This is a genomic window from Celeribacter sp. HF31, assembly GCF_011806455.1.
GTDB lineage: Bacteria > Pseudomonadota > Alphaproteobacteria > Rhodobacterales > Rhodobacteraceae > Celeribacter.
Genome location: NZ_JAATOT010000007.1, coordinates 190,031 through 206,213, shown reverse-complemented (window position 1 = coordinate 206,213; position 16,183 = coordinate 190,031). Strand labels below are relative to the sequence as shown.

General features: G+C 61.2%; 16 protein-coding genes. 11 read left to right on the top strand and 5 right to left on the bottom strand.

Annotated features, from left to right (window positions below; genetic code table 11):
* Positions 1–38: 38 nt before the first annotated feature.
* The 4 genes from HCZ23_RS15965 to HCZ23_RS15950 all read left to right on the top strand — a co-directional run bounded on the left by HCZ23_RS15965 (position 39) and on the right by HCZ23_RS15950 (position 6,494).
* Positions 39–818 carry a uracil-DNA glycosylase family protein gene (locus HCZ23_RS15965; protein WP_167602738.1) on the top strand — a complete coding sequence of 260 codons (780 nt, stop codon included), beginning with the start codon at positions 39–41 and terminating at the stop codon, positions 816–818.
* A gap of 25 nt (positions 819–843) precedes the next feature.
* Complete coding sequence (moaB, locus tag HCZ23_RS15960; protein ID WP_167602737.1) at positions 844–1,386, top strand: molybdenum cofactor biosynthesis protein B; 543 nt, start codon at positions 844–846, stop codon at positions 1,384–1,386.
* 248 nt (positions 1,387–1,634) lie between these two features.
* Entirely contained in the window at positions 1,635–3,095 is a 1,461-nt protein-coding gene (locus HCZ23_RS15955) for an efflux RND transporter periplasmic adaptor subunit (protein ID WP_167602736.1), read from the top strand.
* 3 nt (positions 3,096–3,098) lie between these two features.
* On the top strand, positions 3,099–6,494 hold the full coding sequence (locus HCZ23_RS15950; protein WP_167602735.1) for an efflux RND transporter permease subunit: 3,396 nt from the start codon (positions 3,099–3,101) through the stop codon (positions 6,492–6,494).
* Positions 6,495–6,511: 17 nt separating this feature from the next.
* Here the strand turns inward: HCZ23_RS15950 and HCZ23_RS15945 are convergent, their stop codons facing one another.
* Complete coding sequence (locus HCZ23_RS15945) at positions 6,512–7,309, bottom strand: protein-disulfide reductase DsbD domain-containing protein (RefSeq protein WP_167602734.1); 798 nt, start codon at positions 7,307–7,309, stop codon at positions 6,512–6,514.
* Between the two features lie 188 nt (positions 7,310–7,497).
* Here HCZ23_RS15945 and HCZ23_RS15940 point away from each other — a divergent pair, with 188 nt between their 5' ends.
* From HCZ23_RS15940 to HCZ23_RS15915, 6 genes are all read left to right on the top strand, one after another.
* Positions 7,498–8,067, top strand: a complete 570-nt coding sequence (locus HCZ23_RS15940) for a YqgE/AlgH family protein (protein WP_167602733.1) — start codon at positions 7,498–7,500, stop codon at positions 8,065–8,067.
* 131 nt (positions 8,068–8,198) lie between these two features.
* Positions 8,199–9,908, top strand: coding sequence for an acyl-CoA dehydrogenase (locus tag HCZ23_RS15935; protein WP_167602732.1), 1,710 nt, complete (start codon positions 8,199–8,201; stop codon positions 9,906–9,908).
* Positions 9,908–10,939, top strand: coding sequence for an MBL fold metallo-hydrolase (locus tag HCZ23_RS15930; protein ID WP_167602731.1), 1,032 nt, complete (start codon positions 9,908–9,910; stop codon positions 10,937–10,939). The genes HCZ23_RS15935 and HCZ23_RS15930 overlap by 1 nt, the downstream gene beginning before the upstream one ends.
* A 2-nt stretch (positions 10,940–10,941) precedes the next feature.
* Positions 10,942–11,436, top strand: coding sequence for a DUF6173 family protein (locus tag HCZ23_RS15925; protein ID WP_167602730.1), 495 nt, complete (start codon positions 10,942–10,944; stop codon positions 11,434–11,436).
* Between the two features lie 51 nt (positions 11,437–11,487).
* Positions 11,488–11,622 (top strand): aa3-type cytochrome c oxidase subunit IV, encoded by a 135-nt coding sequence (locus HCZ23_RS15920; protein WP_167602729.1) that lies wholly within the window; start codon positions 11,488–11,490, stop codon positions 11,620–11,622.
* A gap of 28 nt (positions 11,623–11,650) precedes the next feature.
* Entirely contained in the window at positions 11,651–12,280 is a 630-nt protein-coding gene (locus tag HCZ23_RS15915) for a hypothetical protein (protein ID WP_254870340.1), read from the top strand.
* Positions 12,281–12,286: 6 nt separating this feature from the next.
* On the opposite strand, the gene HCZ23_RS15910 is transcribed toward HCZ23_RS15915, so the two are convergent.
* From HCZ23_RS15910 to greA, 4 genes are all read right to left on the bottom strand, one after another.
* Positions 12,287–12,610, bottom strand: a complete 324-nt coding sequence (locus tag HCZ23_RS15910; protein ID WP_167602728.1) for an AzlD domain-containing protein — start codon at positions 12,608–12,610, stop codon at positions 12,287–12,289.
* On the bottom strand, positions 12,607–13,323 hold the full coding sequence (locus HCZ23_RS15905) for an AzlC family ABC transporter permease (RefSeq protein ID WP_167602727.1): 717 nt from the start codon (positions 13,321–13,323) through the stop codon (positions 12,607–12,609). The genes HCZ23_RS15910 and HCZ23_RS15905 overlap by 4 nt, the downstream gene beginning before the upstream one ends.
* Before the next feature lie 107 nt (positions 13,324–13,430).
* A complete protein-coding gene (locus tag HCZ23_RS15900; protein ID WP_217703231.1) occupies positions 13,431–14,438 on the bottom strand; it encodes a hypothetical protein in 1,008 nt (335 codons plus the stop codon).
* 40 nt (positions 14,439–14,478) lie between these two features.
* Positions 14,479–14,949: a transcription elongation factor GreA gene (gene greA / locus HCZ23_RS15895; RefSeq protein ID WP_167602725.1), complete on the bottom strand. Its 471-nt coding sequence runs from the start codon at positions 14,947–14,949 to the stop codon at positions 14,479–14,481.
* 240 nt (positions 14,950–15,189) lie between these two features.
* On the opposite strand from greA, the gene HCZ23_RS15890 reads away from it, so the two are divergent.
* Positions 15,190–16,182, top strand: coding sequence for a phosphatase PAP2 family protein (locus HCZ23_RS15890; RefSeq protein WP_167602724.1), 993 nt, complete (start codon positions 15,190–15,192; stop codon positions 16,180–16,182).
* Position 16,183 lies beyond the last annotated feature (1 nt).

Genomic DNA, 16,183 nt, shown 5'->3' with positions numbered 1-16,183 from the left:
GATTTACCTCCTCGTCCGGGCCTTGTAGCTTGGCCGCTATGGAGACTCAGATCGACTATTGGGAGGCGCACGCTCTTTTGGAGTGGCAGATCGAACTTGGCGCGGCCGAGGCGATCTCCGAGACGCCTGTCAATCGCTATGAAATCCCTGAGAAGGCACCGAAACCTGCGGTGGAGGCGGCAAAGGCCCCGCAGGCGATCTTGCCGGAGAAACAGCAAGACGCCTCAGAAGTCGCGTTGAAACTGGCGCAATCGGCGGGCGATCTGGACGCGCTGCGCGAGGCGCTGGAGGGCTTCGAGCTTTGCGATCTCAAACGCGGCGCGCGCAATCTGGTGTTCTCTGACGGCAATCCCAAGGCCCGCGTGATGATCGTCGGCGAAGCGCCGGGGCGGGACGAGGACATTCAAGGCAAGCCTTTTGTTGGGCGCTCCGGGCAGCTGTTGGACAAGATGTTCGCGGCCATCGGTCTGGATCGGACCTCGCCCGACGCAGAGCATGCGCTTTACATCACCAATCCGATCCCCTGGCGCCCGCCCGAAAACCGCGACCCGACGCCGGCCGAGATCGCGATGCTGAAACCGTTTTTGATCCGCCACATTGAGTTGGCCGACCCGGATGTGATCGTGCTGATGGGCAATTGGGCCTGCACCGCTCTGCTGGGGCGTGCCGGGATCACGAGGCTTCGGGGCCAATGGCAAAAGGTGCTGGGCAAACCCGCGATGCCGATGACCCATCCGGCCTATCTTTTGCGCACGCCCCTGGCGAAGCGCGAGGCCTGGGCGGATTTGTTGGACATTCAGGCCAAGCTGAAATCATAGGGCATTGCCCTTTTACGGAGCCATCATGAGCCACATCGACGACACCCTCGAATTCATCCCCGTGCGTATCGCGGTTCTGACCGTCTCGGATTCGCGCACGCTCAAGGACGACAAATCCGGCGACACGCTGGTCAAGATGATCGAAGAATCCGGACATGTGGTGGCGGATCGCAAGATTGTCACCGATGACCGTCCGCTCATTCGTGACACGCTTCAGATGTGGATCGACGACAAGGATGTCGATGTGGTGATCTCGACCGGGGGGACGGGGCTTACGGGCCGCGATGTGACGGTCGAGGCCCATCGTGATGTCTACGAAAAGGAAATCGACGCCTTCGGCACGGTCTTTACCATTGTCTCGATGCAAAAGATCGGCACCTCTGCCGTGCAGTCTCGCGCCACCGGCGGTGTCGCGGGCGGTACTTACCTCTTTGCACTGCCCGGCTCGACCGGCGCTTGCAAAGATGCCTGGAACGAGATCCTGAAATTCCAGCTCGATTACCGGCACAAGCCCTGCAATTTCGTCCAGATTTTCCCGCGTCTCGAAGAGCACAAACGCCGGAAATAAAGCGGTTTTCGTTTATTCTGAATCAGATTGAGCGAAAAACGTTGCGACACTGAATTGATCTTGCTGCGTTTTTCAAAAATTGAGTGCCTCAAGTTTTTTGAAAAACGCTTTAACCAACAATTCCGTGAAGCGACAAAATAGCGCGACAGAATTTTTCTGTTCTGCCGTATGCTTATCGTTCACCGGGGCAGAGCTGTGCCTGTTTCGGAGCCGTCTTTTGATCTTCAGGACCACAAAGGGTTCCCGCAATGCGATTTCTCCGCCGTTCCCTGATCGGGTTGTTCCTCACCTGCGCCACGCTCGCTCTCTTGGTCGGTGCCGGCTACAAGGTCTACTCCGCCTATCAGGCCCGTCTGGCCGCCGAAAGCCTGCCGCCGCAGGCGCGTGAGCGCCAGTTCGCGGTCAATGTCGCGGAGGTGGTGCCGCAGCGACTGATCCCGGTGCTCACGAGCTACGGTCAGATTTCGGCGCGGCAGAGCCTTGAACTGCGCGCCCCCGCCGCCGGGCGGATCGTCGCGCTGTCCGAGGCCTTTGAAGAGGGCGGGGCGGTCACGGCGGGCGAAGTGATCCTGAAAATCGACACCGAAGATGCCGATGCCGCGCTGCGCGTGGCACGGGCCGATCTGTTGGAGGCAGAGGCCGATCTGCGTGACGCCGAGCGCGCTCGCACCATCGCCGCTGACGATCTGAAGGCCGCCCGTGCGCAGCTCGACCTGCGCAAGGCCGCACTCGACCGTCAGCAAAGCCTGTTCGACCGAGGTGTCGGCAGTGCCAGCTCGGTCGAAGAGGCGGCCCTCACCCATGCCGCCGCCGGTCAATCCGTTTTGTCGAAACGTCAGGCTTTGGCGGATGCCGAAGCGGCGGTCGATAGCGCGAAAACCTCGGTGCTCCGCGCCGAGATTGATCGCGACAACATGCAACGTACGCTCGATGACATGACCATCACCGCCGCCTTCGACGGGGTGTTAAGTGACGTGTCCGGCGCGCTGGGCACGCTGTTGAGCACCAATGAGCAATTCGCCACGCTGATCAATCCCGACGAATTGGAAGTGGCGTTTCGCATTTCGACCGAACAATATGCCAGGCTGGTCACCGACCGCGCGCGCCTGCCGCAGATGGACGTCACCGTGACGCTCGATGTCGCCGGGCTGGATCTCAAGGCGAAGGGACGCGTTGTGCGTGAAAGTGCCGCCGTCGCCGAGGGGCAAAGCGGGCGGACGCTTTATGCCCGTCTCGACGATGTGCTGGGCTTTCGCCCCGGTGACTTTGTGACGGTGGAGTTGGAAGAACCCGAGCTGGAGCGCGTGGCCTTGGTGCCCGCGTCGGCGGTGGGGGGCAATGACACGGTGCTGGCCGTGACCGAGCAAAGCCGTCTCGAAGAGGTGCCCGTTTCCGTGCTGCGCCGTCAGGGTGATGATGTGATCATCGGGGTCGAGGGCCTCTCCGGGCGTCAGGTCGTCGCGGAACGCACGCCCTTGTTGGGCGCGGGCATTCGGGTCCGAGTGAACGGCGCCGAAGGATCGGCGCAGGGCGGTGCAGGCGCCGATATGATCGCGCTGACCGACGAACGCCGTGCCGCGCTTTTGGCCTTTGTCGCCAGCAATGACAAAATGTCCGACGAGATGCGGGTGCGTGTTCAGGAACAGCTTGCCGCTGATAAAGTGCCCGCCGATCTGATCGAGCGTCTCGAACAACGGATGGGGAGCTAAGCCATGTCTGTGAAAGAGACAGGCCGCGGCGCAGGTTTGGCGAAGGCCAAGGGCATTCTCTCCTATTTCACACGTCACCGGACGGCGGCGAACCTTGTTCTTGTGTTGTTGCTCTGCTCCGGGCTGGCCGCGATTCCGCAGATGCGGTCGCAGTTTTTCCCCGATGTCGTGGTCGATAGCGTCCGCGTCTCGGTCGCTTGGGACGGCGCGGGGCCGGAAGATGTCGACAATGGCATCGTGCAGGTGTTAGAGCCGACGCTTTTGGCCGTCGAAGGCGTGTTGGAATCAAGCGCCACCTCGGTCGAGGGGCGCGGCAATATCACGCTGGAATTCGAGCCGGGCTGGGACATGCAGCGCGCTGCCGACGATGTGAATGCCGCCATCGACACGGTGACCGACCTGCCTGATGGCGCGGATGATGCCGAGGTTCAATGGGGCGGCTGGACCGACCGCGTCACCGATGTGGCGATCACCGGACCCGTGGGCTTGGATCAATTGGCGCGGTTTTCGGACGAGCTGGTCGCCCGGCTTTTTGCCCGCGGTGTGACGCGGACGACCATCTCCGGTGTTGCGGCCTCGGAAACCGTGGTGCGCGTGCCGACGCTGAGCCTCATCGAACATGATGTGACGATGGAAGAGATCGCCAGCGCCATTGCCTCCGAGGCCGATACCAGCCCGGCGGGCAATGTCGGCAATGGTGGCGCGCGGGTGCGCACGGGCGTTGAAAAACGCGGCGCGGCGGACATTGCCAGCATCGTACTGCGCAGCAATGACGACGGCTCACAGCTCACCATCGGCGATGTGGCCAGCATCGAGGTCAACGGTGTGGACCGCGATGAGGCGTTTTTCGTGCGCGACAATCCGGCGGTTTCCGTGCGGGTGTCGCGCTCCGACATGGGCGATGCGATCGAAATTCAGGGCATCGTCGAAGAGGTCGCCGCCGAGATGGAGCTGACCCTGCCCGAAGGTGTGACGCTCGATCTCTACAACACGCGGGCGGAGCGGATTCAGGCGCGGCTCGATCTTTTGCTGTCGAATGGCGCGATGGGGCTTGGCCTCGTTTTGACGCTTTTGTTTCTGTTTCTGAATGCGCGCACGGCGATTTGGGTGGCGGCGGGCATTCCGGTTGCGATGCTCTCGGCCATTGCGATGATGTATGCCGCCGGTCTGACGATCAACATGATCTCGCTTTTCGCGCTGATCATTACCCTTGGCATCGTTGTTGATGACGCCATTGTGGTGGGCGAACATGCGGATTTCCGGGTCAGGCGTCTGGGCGAAGGTCCCGTCACGGCCGCCGAAAACGCCGCGAAACGGATGTTTGCGCCGGTGTTCTCCTCGACCGTGACCACCGTGATCGCCTTCTTTGGCCTGACCGCCATTTCGGGGCGCTTCGGGGATATGATCTCCGACATTCCCTTTACCGTCATCGTGGTGCTGATCGCCTCGCTGATCGAATGTTTCATCATCTTGCCCAACCACCTCAGCCATTCCCTGACCGCGCAGTCGAAATCGCATTGGTACGACTGGCCCTCGCGTCAGGTCGACAAAGGGTTTCAGGCGTTTCGCCAACGCCTGTTCCGCCCGCTGGTCACATGGTCCGTCAAACTGCGCTATCCGGTGGTGGCCGGCGCCGTGTTGCTTTTGGCCGTCCAGGCCTCTTTGCTGATCTCCGGTCAGGTGCAGTGGCGGTTTTTCAGCTCGCCTGAACAACCGGTGATCACCGGCAATTTCGCCATGGCCCCCGCCGGTCTGCGCAGCGACTCCATCGCCATGGCGCAGGAATTGCAGCGCGCGACCGAGACCGTGGCAGACCGTTATGAAGACGAATACGGCACCAATCCTTTGCTCTACATGGTCTCGCAAATCGGCTCGAATGCGGGGCGCGGCCTGTCTGGGACCAACGGCAAAGAGGATTATCAGCTGGGCGGTATCACGATCGAACTGATCGACGCCGACTTGCGGCCCTATTCCTCCGCCGCCTTTGTGAGCGACCTGCAAGAGGAGGTGGTGAATCATCCTCTGGCGGAAACCGTGTCCTTCCGACGCGGGCGGTTCGGCCCCGGTGGCGACGCGATTGACGTCGATCTCTACGGTGCGGACTCTGAGACCTTGAAAGCCGCCGCCGAGGAGCTCAAATCCCGGCTGTCGCAATTCCCTGAGGTCTCGGCGCTTGAGGACACCCTGTCTTACGACAAGGAGGAATTGATCCTCGAACTCACTCCGCAGGGCGAAGCGCTGGGCTTTACCATCAACGCGCTGGGGTCCGTTTTGGCGCACCGTCTGGGCGGCATCGAGGCGGCGACCTATCCCGAAGGTGTGCGCACCGCGAGCATTCAGGTCGAAGTGCCCGAAGACGAGCTGACCGCCGATTTCCTGAACCGCACCCAGATGCGTGCGGCCTCGGGCGCCTATGTGCCGCTTTCCGATATTGTGACCGTCGAACGCAAGACCGGCTTTTCCACTGTGCGCCGCGAAAACGGGCTGCGTATTCTCACCGTCTCCGGCGATATGGACGAGGGCAATGCGGCGCGCTCTGCCGAGCTTCAGGACGAGATTCGCAATGAAATCATGCCGGAACTGGATGCGCAATTTGGCATCACCCACCGGATTTCCGGCCTCGCCGAACAGGAAAACCGCTTTCTCTCCGATGCTTTCCTCGGGCTCTCCGGCGTGTTGATCGGGATCTACCTGACGCTCGCGTGGATTTTCTCAAGCTGGACGCGGCCTGTGGTGGTGATGTCGGTGATCCCCTTTGGCCTCATCGGCGCAATCCACGGCCATGCGATTTGGGGCGTGCCTTTGTCGATGTTCTCCGTCGTCGGTCTCATTGGGATGACCGGGATTATCATCAACGATTCCATCGTCTTGGTCTCGACCGTGGATGAATACGGGCGGGACCGCGGGCTGATCCCCGCGGTGATCGACGCCGCTGTCGACCGTCTGCGTCCGGTGATGTTGACCACGATGACCACGGTTCTGGGGCTTGGGCCGCTGCTGTATGAAACCTCAGCGGACGCGCAATTCCTCAAGCCGACGGTGATCACGCTGGCCTATGGCCTGGGTTTTGGCATGGTGATCGTGCTGATGCTGGTGCCCGCTATTTTGGCGATGCAGCTCGATGTGGCGCGTCAAGTTGCGGCGCTGCGGCGCGGGTTGTTCAACCCGAAACGCAGCGGCACGGTCGGCAAGGTGCTGATCGGTGCGGTAGGGTTCTCCGCTCTGTGGTTCGTGATGACCATCGGGCCGGTGGTCCTGCCGGGTGTCTTGCCGATGCTCTTTGGCAGCGGCAGTTTCATGTCGGCTTTGGCGCTGTTTTTGATTGGTCTGATCGCGGCTTTCGCCTCGACCTACATGGTCGTGGCGGGGATGCGGGTGCGGAACGGGCAGAAAATCTAGGCCGGGAGGGCGTTGGTTTAGCCCCCGGTGCAGCCCTGCGCCTCATAGGCACGCCCGCCGCCGATGACGGAAATGGTCAGGGCCGAACGGTCGATGAAAAACGGCTGCGCCTCTTTGGGCACCAGATCGCTTTGCACCTCCACCGTGCCGCCCTGGCGCTGCATCTGAGCCTCCGACACCCAGACGGAGCGGTCCGGGTGTTCGATCACAGCGACCACATCAGACGGCAGAGACGGCAGGGTCAAATGCGCGGTGAGGCGCATGCCGTCGCTCAGAGGTGACGCATCGCATTTCGCGTTGGCCACAGGCGTCGGACGATCCGCCAGCGCAGCCTTGATCTGAGGACTCATGGAGCCTTTGCCGTCAGGCGTCAGCGTCGCGTTCAACTGCGCCTGCATCGGGATGCAGATGTCGTTGCAGACGCCCAGATCCATCGTGCCGTTCAGGTGAATGTCACCATTGGCCTCGGGCACCAGTTCAATCGGCAGGATCAGCTCATGCTCATAGCCCAGATACCACATGCCATTGTCGGAAAAGAGCTCCGGCACGGGCCAGTGCAACTCCATATGGGACAGGTTGTCCGATCCGGCGAGGTTGAAACTTGGGGGAATGCCGCTTTCACCGGGGCTGCGCCAATAGGTGTGCCAACCGGGGGCGAGACGGATGCGGATCGCGGCCATACGGTGCCCGTTGTCCATCTGCCACCCAGGCAGGATGTCGATCCGCGCCATATCGGAGGCCTCCTGCGCATCTGCGGCAGGGGCGGAGAGGGCGAGGCAAAGAGCGGTGGCCAACGGCGCGACAGGTGTTTTCATGTGTCCGATATAAGGAGGGAGCAGATCGTTACAAACTCACATTTGGACGATCTGGCTGTGAAGAGGCCCGTGCTGTTGCGCAAATGTCCTTACTGCGCGGCTGTCCCTGCGCCCTTCCGCGTCATTTTGCGCAAAACTCTGCGTGACGAAGCCTTGCACCTCCCGGCACATTGCGGTGATGTGGGCCTATGGAACCCGTTTCTTCTGATCTGACAGGTAAACTCCTGATTGCGATGCCGGGCATCGGCGATCCGCGCTTTGAAAACGCGGTGGTTTTCATGTGCGCGCATTCCGATGAGGGGGCGATGGGTTTGATGATCAACAAACGCTCCGAGGAAATCGCCGTGGCCGATGTCCTCGATCAGCTCGAGATTCGCCCGAGCCCCGACATGCGGCCCTTGCCCGTTCATTTCGGCGGGCCGGTCGAGGTCGGGCGCGGGTTCGTGTTGCATTCGACGGATTATGACGCCGATCATGCCTCGATGTCGGTGAGCCATGATTATGCCATGACCGCCTCGCGCGAGATTCTGCGCGATATGGCACTGGGGGGCGGGCCTTTGGAGCGGCTCTTGTGCCTCGGCTATGCGGGGTGGGGGCCCGGCCAACTTGAAGGCGAGATCTCGCAAAACGGTTGGCTCAGTTGCGATGCGGATCGCGACATCATCTTTGCCACGCCCGATGCGCAGAAATGGGAAGCGGCGCTCAATTCTCTGGGCGTCAGCCCCGCGCTTTTGTCCGGTGACGCCGGGCGCGCCTGATCGCACCAGCGCCGCACAGTTCCGTGACGCAGCGTTCGGGTTGGGACGCGCAGAGGGGTTCGTTAGTCTCGTAGACAAATTTGCGGTGACTCTTAGGTTTGAGAACCTGTCCCGCTCAAGAGGAGACTCACATGACCTATCGCGCGCCGGTTTCGGATTATCAGTTCATTCTCGATCACATCGTCGATTTCGCCTCCGTCCTGGGGAGCGACAGTTTCGAAGATGTGGATGCGGAGACCATCGCGGCGATCCTGTCCGAGGCTGGCAAGCTCGCCAGCGATGTGGTTGCGCCGCTGGACCGTGGCGGTGATCTGACGCCTGCTGTGCTCTCCGACGGTGTGGTCAAAACCTCACCCGGTTTTGCCGAGGCGCATGGCCAGATCGCCGAAGGCGGCTGGATCGGCATGCTGGCCGACCCTGAAAATGGCGGCATGGGCCTGCCATTGACGGTGGCGACGGCGGTCAATGAGATGATGTCCGGCGCTTGTCTGTCGCTGTCGTTGCAGCCCTTGATGACCCAGGGCCAGATCGAGGCGCTGGAACACCACGCCTCGGACGCGATCAAAGAGCACTATATTCCAAAGCTTATCTCTGGCGAATGGACCGGGACGATGAACCTGACGGAATCGGGGGCGGGCTCTGACGTGGGCGCGTTGCGGACCAAAGCAGAGCGCAATGACGACGGCTCTTACGCCATCACCGGTCAGAAGATTTTCATCACCTGGGGCGACAATGATTTCTCCGAGAACGTCTGCCACCTCGTGCTGGCGCGGCTGCCCGATGGCGGTCCGGGCACGAAAGGCATTTCGCTCTTCATGGTGCCGAAAATCCTGCCGAATGACGACGGCTCTCTGGGCGATGCGAACAGCCTGCATGTGGTCAGCCTTGAGCACAAACTCGGCATCCACGGCTCGCCGACCTGTGTCATGGCCTACGAGGGCGCCAAGGGGTGGCTCGTGGGCGAAGAACACCAGGGCATGAAATGCATGTTCACCATGATGAACAACGCCCGTCTGGGCGTCGGTGTTCAGGGCGTAGGCATCGCCGAGGCCGCGACGCAAAAGGCGCTGGCCTATGCGGAAGATCGCGTTCAGGGCAAATCGCCGCTGGGCAATGAGGGCGCGGGGATCATCGACCACGCCGATGTGCGCCGGATGCTGGCGACGATGCGGGCGGACACCTTTGTGGCCCGCTCGATTGCGCTGGCCTGCGGTGTGGCGCTGGACCTTGGGCGCAAGGACCCGGATCAACAGGCGCGCGGCGCGTTCCTCATTCCGATTGCCAAGGCGTTCTCCACCGACATCGGCCATGAGGTCGCTCAAATCGGCGTGCAGGTGCATGGCGGCATGGGCTTCATCGAGGAAACCGGTGCGGCGCAATATGCCCGCGACGCGCGGATCACCTCGATCTATGAGGGCACGAATGGCATTCAGGCGATGGACCTTGTGGGCCGCAAACTGATGGACGGCGGTGACGCGGCCTTTGGGATTTTGGACGAGATCGAGGTCTTTGCCGAAGCCGCACGTGCGACGTTGCCGAACCGTGCGAAAGCGGTGTGGAACGCCGCCGAGACGCTCCGCGAAGGTGTCGAGGCGATGCTGGCGCTGCCGATGAACGACCGTTTTGCGGGCGCCGTGCCCTTCCTGCGCGCCTTTGCCCGCGTGCTGGGTGGCTATTATCACCTCAAGGCCGCGATCTCTGAGGGCGGGGATGGTCCGCGCGCGCGTCTTGCAGCTTTCTACATCAACCGTATGCTGCCGGAGCACACCGCTCTTCTGGCGCAGGCGCGTTTGGGGGCGGAGGATATTTACGCCTTGGCCCCAGAGGACCTGACTGCCTGATGACTGAACCGATCCGCACGCCCTTCGAGCCACCGGAATTGGGGGGCGTGGTCGAGATCGAACCCGGCGTGCTCTGGACCCGGATGCCTCTGCCGCCGCCCTTGGGGCATGTGAATGTCTATGCCTTCGACGAGGGCGAGGGCTGGACCGTGGTGGATACTGGCGTGGACACGCGCAAAAGCCGTGGGCTTTGGGAGGCGTTCATGGCGGGTCCTTTGGGCGGGCGGCCAATCAAGCGCGTGATTGTCACCCATCACCATCTCGATCACGTCGGTCTCGCAGGCTGGCTGATGTCCGACCATGGCGCGGAATTGCTCACCAGTCGGACCTCCTATCTGATGGCGCGTATGCTGTGCCTTGATGTTCAGGACGCTCCAACGCCTGAAATGTGTGCTTTTTGGCGCTCTTGCGGCATGTCGGAAGAGGTCTACGCCAAGCGCCTCTCTGAGCGCCCCTTCAACACCGCCGATGCGGTGAGCCCGCTGCCCCTCGGATACACGCGGTTGCAGGACGGGGGCGAGATCGAGATCGGCGGACAGCTCTGGGACATTCGAACGGGCGATGGTCACGCGCCCGAACATCTGACGTTTTGGCGCCGCGATGGGGCCCTGGTCATCGGTGGCGATCAGCTTTTGGGTGGGATTTCTCCGAACCTCGGCGTCTCTGCGACCGAACCCTTGGCCGATCCCGTGGGCGATTGGATTGCCTCCTGCGAGCGTTTCGCGCCGCATGCCCGCGATAGCCAATTGGTGCTGACCGGGCACAAGTTTCCCTACACCGGCCTGCCCGCACGGCTCAGCCATTTGATCGAAAACCACCGCCATGCTCTCGCGCGGCTGACCGAAGTCCTGTCGGAGCCGCGCACCGCCTGCGACTGTTTCGATGTGCTGTTCAAGCGTCCGATCAAAGAGGGCGAATATGGCCTCGCGATGGTCGAGGCCATGGCGCATTGTCGTCACCTCGAACGCAAAGGCGTTGTGACTGGACGCCTGCGCGAGGATGGTGCCATCCTGTGGCAAACAGGAGCGTAACCATGTCTGATGAAATCCGCACCACCGCAGAGGCGCACGAAGAGGCCGCGCTGCCGCAGGCCCGTGTGGTCCATGCCGACCCGGAAACCTGTACGGCGGAGCAGAAACCTCTGCCCAATGCCATGGTGCGCAAGTCGGTCGAGGAGAAAAGCGCCGCCGAATGGGCCTATGAGCGCCTGATCCTCTATATCCAGAATTTCGAGGAACAGCTCGACAGCGAACATGAGATCGCCATGGGCTTTGCGGGCTCTGACACCGGGGTGATGCGGATCGAAGGCATCGGCTTTTTCGATCCTGACATCGTGACCTTTTACGGCTCTGATGAGACGGGGACCAAGACCCAGCTCATTCAACACGTCACGCAACTGAACGTCATGCTGCGCGCTTTGCCGAAACAGGCGCCGATGGCGCCGCCCGCGCGGATCGGATTCCGCCTTGTGGCCGATCTGGAACAGGAGCGCGATGTTGAAGAGGCGAAAGGTAACGCCAAGGCGTGACAGGTGTTTGTGAATCGTCTACTTCATAAGAAACAGGAGGAGAAACGCACAATGTCAGACCACAAACACGGCGAAATGGATATTTCCGTTCAGGAAAAGACCTTTGATGGCTTCATCAAATGGTCGATCGGGGTTGCAGCCGCGTCCATTATCGTTTTGATCATCGCTGCCGTCTTTAACGGCTAAGTTACCACATAGGCCAGGAGCCGAAACTTTGCACATCTTGCATCGAGCCTTTTGGCTCCTGTCGCTTGTCGTTCTCACCGCATGTGGGGCCGCTGAACCCAAATGGGCGCCTGACACCGAGGTCGCGCGGTCGCATTACGTCCACGGCGCGCCCTATCAGCTGACGCTTTTCACCGTGATCAACAACCGCCACGGCGGCGGCGGTCACTCGGCGTTGATGGTCAATGCGCCCTCCGAGCGGTTGATCTTTGACCCGGCGGGCACGTTTTATCACCCGCATCTGCCGGAACGGAACGACGTGCATTACGGCATGAGCGACCGGGCTGTCGATTTTTACATCGATTACCACGCGCGGGTGAGCTGGCATGTGGTCGAGCAGACCATCGAGGTCAGCCCCGAAGTCGCCACCCTGGCGCTCGCGAAGGTTCAGGCCTACGGCGCCGTGCCCAAGGCGATGTGCGCCAGCAGCGTGTCCGAAATCCTCTCCGGCCTGCCGGGGTTCGAGGATGCGCCACGCACCATGTCGCCGAAAAAGCTGATGCATTGGTTCGGCGGTTTGCCCGGTGTCACCGAGAAAAAGCACTACGATGACAGCCCGGATGACAATGGCCAGCTCATTCAGGCGCCGCCTCTGTTGCTCAACCGTGGCGGGGCTTAAGAGGCCTTATCCAAGCACAGCACCGAGACCGAAGAACAACCCAAGCCCCGCCAGGATGGCCCAGAGCACGTTCTTGGTCCAGACCCCGATGACAATCGTCACCGCCGCGCAAAACAGGCGCAGCGGGTCGGTGTCGGCCTTGGCCCCGATCAGCATCGGCGCGACCACGGCGGGCAGCACCGCGACAGGCGTATAGCGCAACAGGCGCAAGAGCCACGCGGGCAGGGGGCGATCCCCCACCAGACCCAGAAATGAAAAGCGGATCAGGAAGGTGCCGATGGCCATTCCGATGATGATGATCCAGATTTGCGTCGGGCTTGCCTCGATCATGCCGCGGCCTTTCTCTTTTCCATCCAGCTTTCCACCTGCGCGCCCACCAAAAGCGCAGCGACGGCGGCCACCAAAAGCCCGGTGCCATAGGGCATGAAGCTCAACACCAACACCAGCACGACGGAGGTCAGCGCAGAGGCGACATGCGCCAGCGTCTTGAGCATCGGCGCGACGACGGCCAGAAACGTGATCGGCACGGCGAAATCGACACCGATGTCGGTGGGGATCATCTCGCCCAAAAGCGCGCCCGCCAGCGTCAAAAGATACCAGGCAATGCCGATTGGGATGGCGACGCCAAAGAAATAGCCGAGCTTCTCGGAGAGGCTCAGATCAGGCTCTTTCTCGAACTTGATGCTCGCCAGCGCGTAGGGCTGATCATAGAGCATATAGGCGGCAAAGGCGCGGGTCGCGAGCGAGGCCTTGCCGATATGCGGCGTGATCGCGGCGGAATACATCCCCATGCGCAGGTTCACGGCCAAGGCGGTTGCCAGCACGATCACGGTGGGGGCGTTGTCCGTCATGAGCTGTAGTGCGGCCAATTGCGCGGAGCCGGCGATCACGAGGATGGAGAACCCCATGACCTCGACGACATTGAGCCCGGCCTGGGTGGCAATCGCGCCGAAAATCGCGGCGAAGGGCCAGATCACGATGTGAAAGGGCAGGCCGTCTTTGGCCCCTTTGAGGAATTGCTGTGTGGCGGGTGAGTAAGACATGAGATCAACGTGTTGGGAACCGTTGCACCCTACGAGAGTGCGGCGGTCAGGACCAATGGCGAAATGTGAAGACGGGCTTTGCGAATGCTGATGACGAAAGACGCGAGTCAGTCGAATGTGCCGGTCACACGGCCCAAAAGCATAAAGGCCCGCGCGGTGCGGCAATCTGACAGGGCGGCGATTTCTTCATCCGTGGCGGTCTGTTCGAACTCGGCAAAGGTCTTGTCGAATTTGCGCAGGAAATGGTGCACGGCATCGCGGAAAATCGCGTCCTGTTTCATCCGCGCGGAGGCCAGCGCCAAAGACGAGCGATCCCGCACACCACCCAAAGAGGCGACGGCATGGCCGCGCTCGCCCTTGGCAAAGCGACGCCAGATCTCGGGCTTGGCACGGTCGGGGCGCAGATCGTCCATATAGATGCCGTCTTGCGACAAAAGCGTCAGAACGTCTTGTGCGGCATGGATCAACTGGCTGACCTTGCGATCCGACAGCGCACGACGCAGCGCCCGAAAGCCCTCTTTGTCCTCGGCGGTTTCCGGGAAGTTCAGCGCTTTGATGAAATCCGCGACCGACAGCGGGGGGGCGAGGCTTTCCGAGGGGGTGCCAAGTGCCAGAGAGGCCTGTTCCTCGATCAGCGTCGGTGCCGGAATCGCAAGCTTGTCCTCGGCCGGTGTCTGGCCAGGGCGGATCGAGGTAAAGGTCGCCAGCGTGCTCTCGGTCTTGCGTTGCGCGGCGGCGATCTCTTCGAGCTTTTTCTCGACAGTGGCGTTCGAACCGCCCTGTTGCCCGGAGAGGTAGGCCTGTCGCATGGCTGAGATCGCGGCCTGCAACCGACGGCTCTCTTCGCGCATGGTCACGGAGGCGCGCACAGCCAGAGCCCCAACCCAAATCATCGCCACAGGCATGAAAATCGCGATGAGCATCATCACGAAGCGAATGCTGTCGAAGCCGCCTTCGCTTGTCCCTGTGCCTACGATCAGAAAATAGCCAGCTGTCATGGCCAGCCAAATCAGCGACAGAATCGCGGCGATCATTTCGGTCGCCGTGATTTTCGGGGCATCCTCAGGGCGTTGATACACGCCGAGTTCGATTTTTTTCGGGCTTTCGTCTGCCAAGGAGGCCTCCACCGTGGTCGGCTGTGACCGCGTTTCTCGATCAGATATACGCGATCTTGAGGATTTCGTAGGCTTTTTCTCCGCCCGGGGTGCGCACCTCGACACTGTCGCCTTCGTCTTTGCCAATGAGCGCGCGCGCCAGCGGTGATTTGATGTTCAAAAGCCCGCGTTCGATGTCGGCTTCGTGCTCGCCGACAATCTGATAGGTCTTTTCCTCATCCGTGTCCTCATCGACGATGGTCACGGTGGCGGAGAACTTCACCGCGCCCGAAAGTGTTTTCGGATCAATCACATCGGTCAGAGACAGGACGCCCTCAAGCTCCTTGATCCGGCCTTCGATAAAGCTCTGTTTCTCGCGTGCGGAATGGTATTCGGCGTTCTCGGAGAGATCGCCAAGTTCGCGGGCCTCCGCGATGGCCTGAATGATCGCCGGGCGCTCCACGGATTTCAGTTTTTTCAGCTCGTCGTTCAGCGCGGTATAGCCCGCGCGGGTCATGAGAATCTTTTCCATAGGGCCACTCATCTGCACGAAAAAAGCACTGCAGTGACCTGTCGGGGTCTCCGCGTGCTTGTGTTGTTTCAGTTTGTCGACCTACCTGACCCGGAATGGAGGGGTTTTTCAAGGGGGTTTTCTGGAACGCGTCAGAGACTTTTGTTTCCTGATTTCGCAAAATTCCCGATCTGCGGTCGTATTTATGCCCAATTAAAGATGCATCTTACGAGGAAATCCAAATGCAAAAAGGGGCTGGGCGTGGTCGGGTTCGCACGATTTTCTTTTGTCTTTTTCCTCTTCGCCCTCGTGGCGACGGTGCTCATTCGGGGCACGACAGCGCATATCCCCGGCATCGTCAGTTTTGCCCTTTCGACCATCGCTTACATGGGCGCGGGGCCTTGGGTGATCTGGACTTTGCCTTTGTTCGGCTATTTTGCGTGGAAACACCCGCGACGCCTGGGTGAGGCAGCTTTGGGATTCGCGGCGACCATCGCGCTGGTCTCTGGCTACACTTTGTTCAAAGCGGTGATCCCGACCCTCGTGCCGTTTTGGGCTGACCCGATGCTGGCCGGATGGGATCGGTCGCTGCATGGCGGGCGCGATGCCTGGCAGGTGGCGCATGATCTGCGCCGTTGGATCGACACGGATGGCGCCGCCTTCACCTATTCGGGTGTCTGGGGCGCGTTTGCCTTTTCCTTCCCTGTGCTTTTGGCTTTGGGCGACAGCGATCCGACGCGCAAAGCCCGCTACTTGAGCCTCTATGCGCTGTCTTGGGTTCTGCTTGGCAATGTCATGGCGACCGTGTTTGCCTCCGCCGGGCCGATCTATGCCGATCTGGTCACGGGCGGCGATCATTTTGCGCCGATGGTGGCGTCGCTGTCCGATCTGACCTTCCCGGGCACCTCGGTCGACCGTGTGCAACAGGCGCTCTGGGCCAAATATGTCGAGGGCGGGGGCACGCAACTTGGCGGCTCCGGCATTTCCGCTTTCCCGTCGATGCATGTGGCGATGGCGACGATCTGGGCGCTTTATGTGTCGGAACGCTCGCGGCTCTATGCGCCCGTTGGCATCGCCTATGCCGCGACGATTCTGTTCCTCTCTGTCTATACAGGATGGCATTACGCGGTGGACGGTTACGCATCTGTGCTGCTCACTGTCGCAATATTTGCCTTTTTGCGAGTTTTTATGCGTCGCAGGACCCTAGGGACGTCACGAAAATCGACTGCGCAAATTGACCAAGCCCTCGCATAAA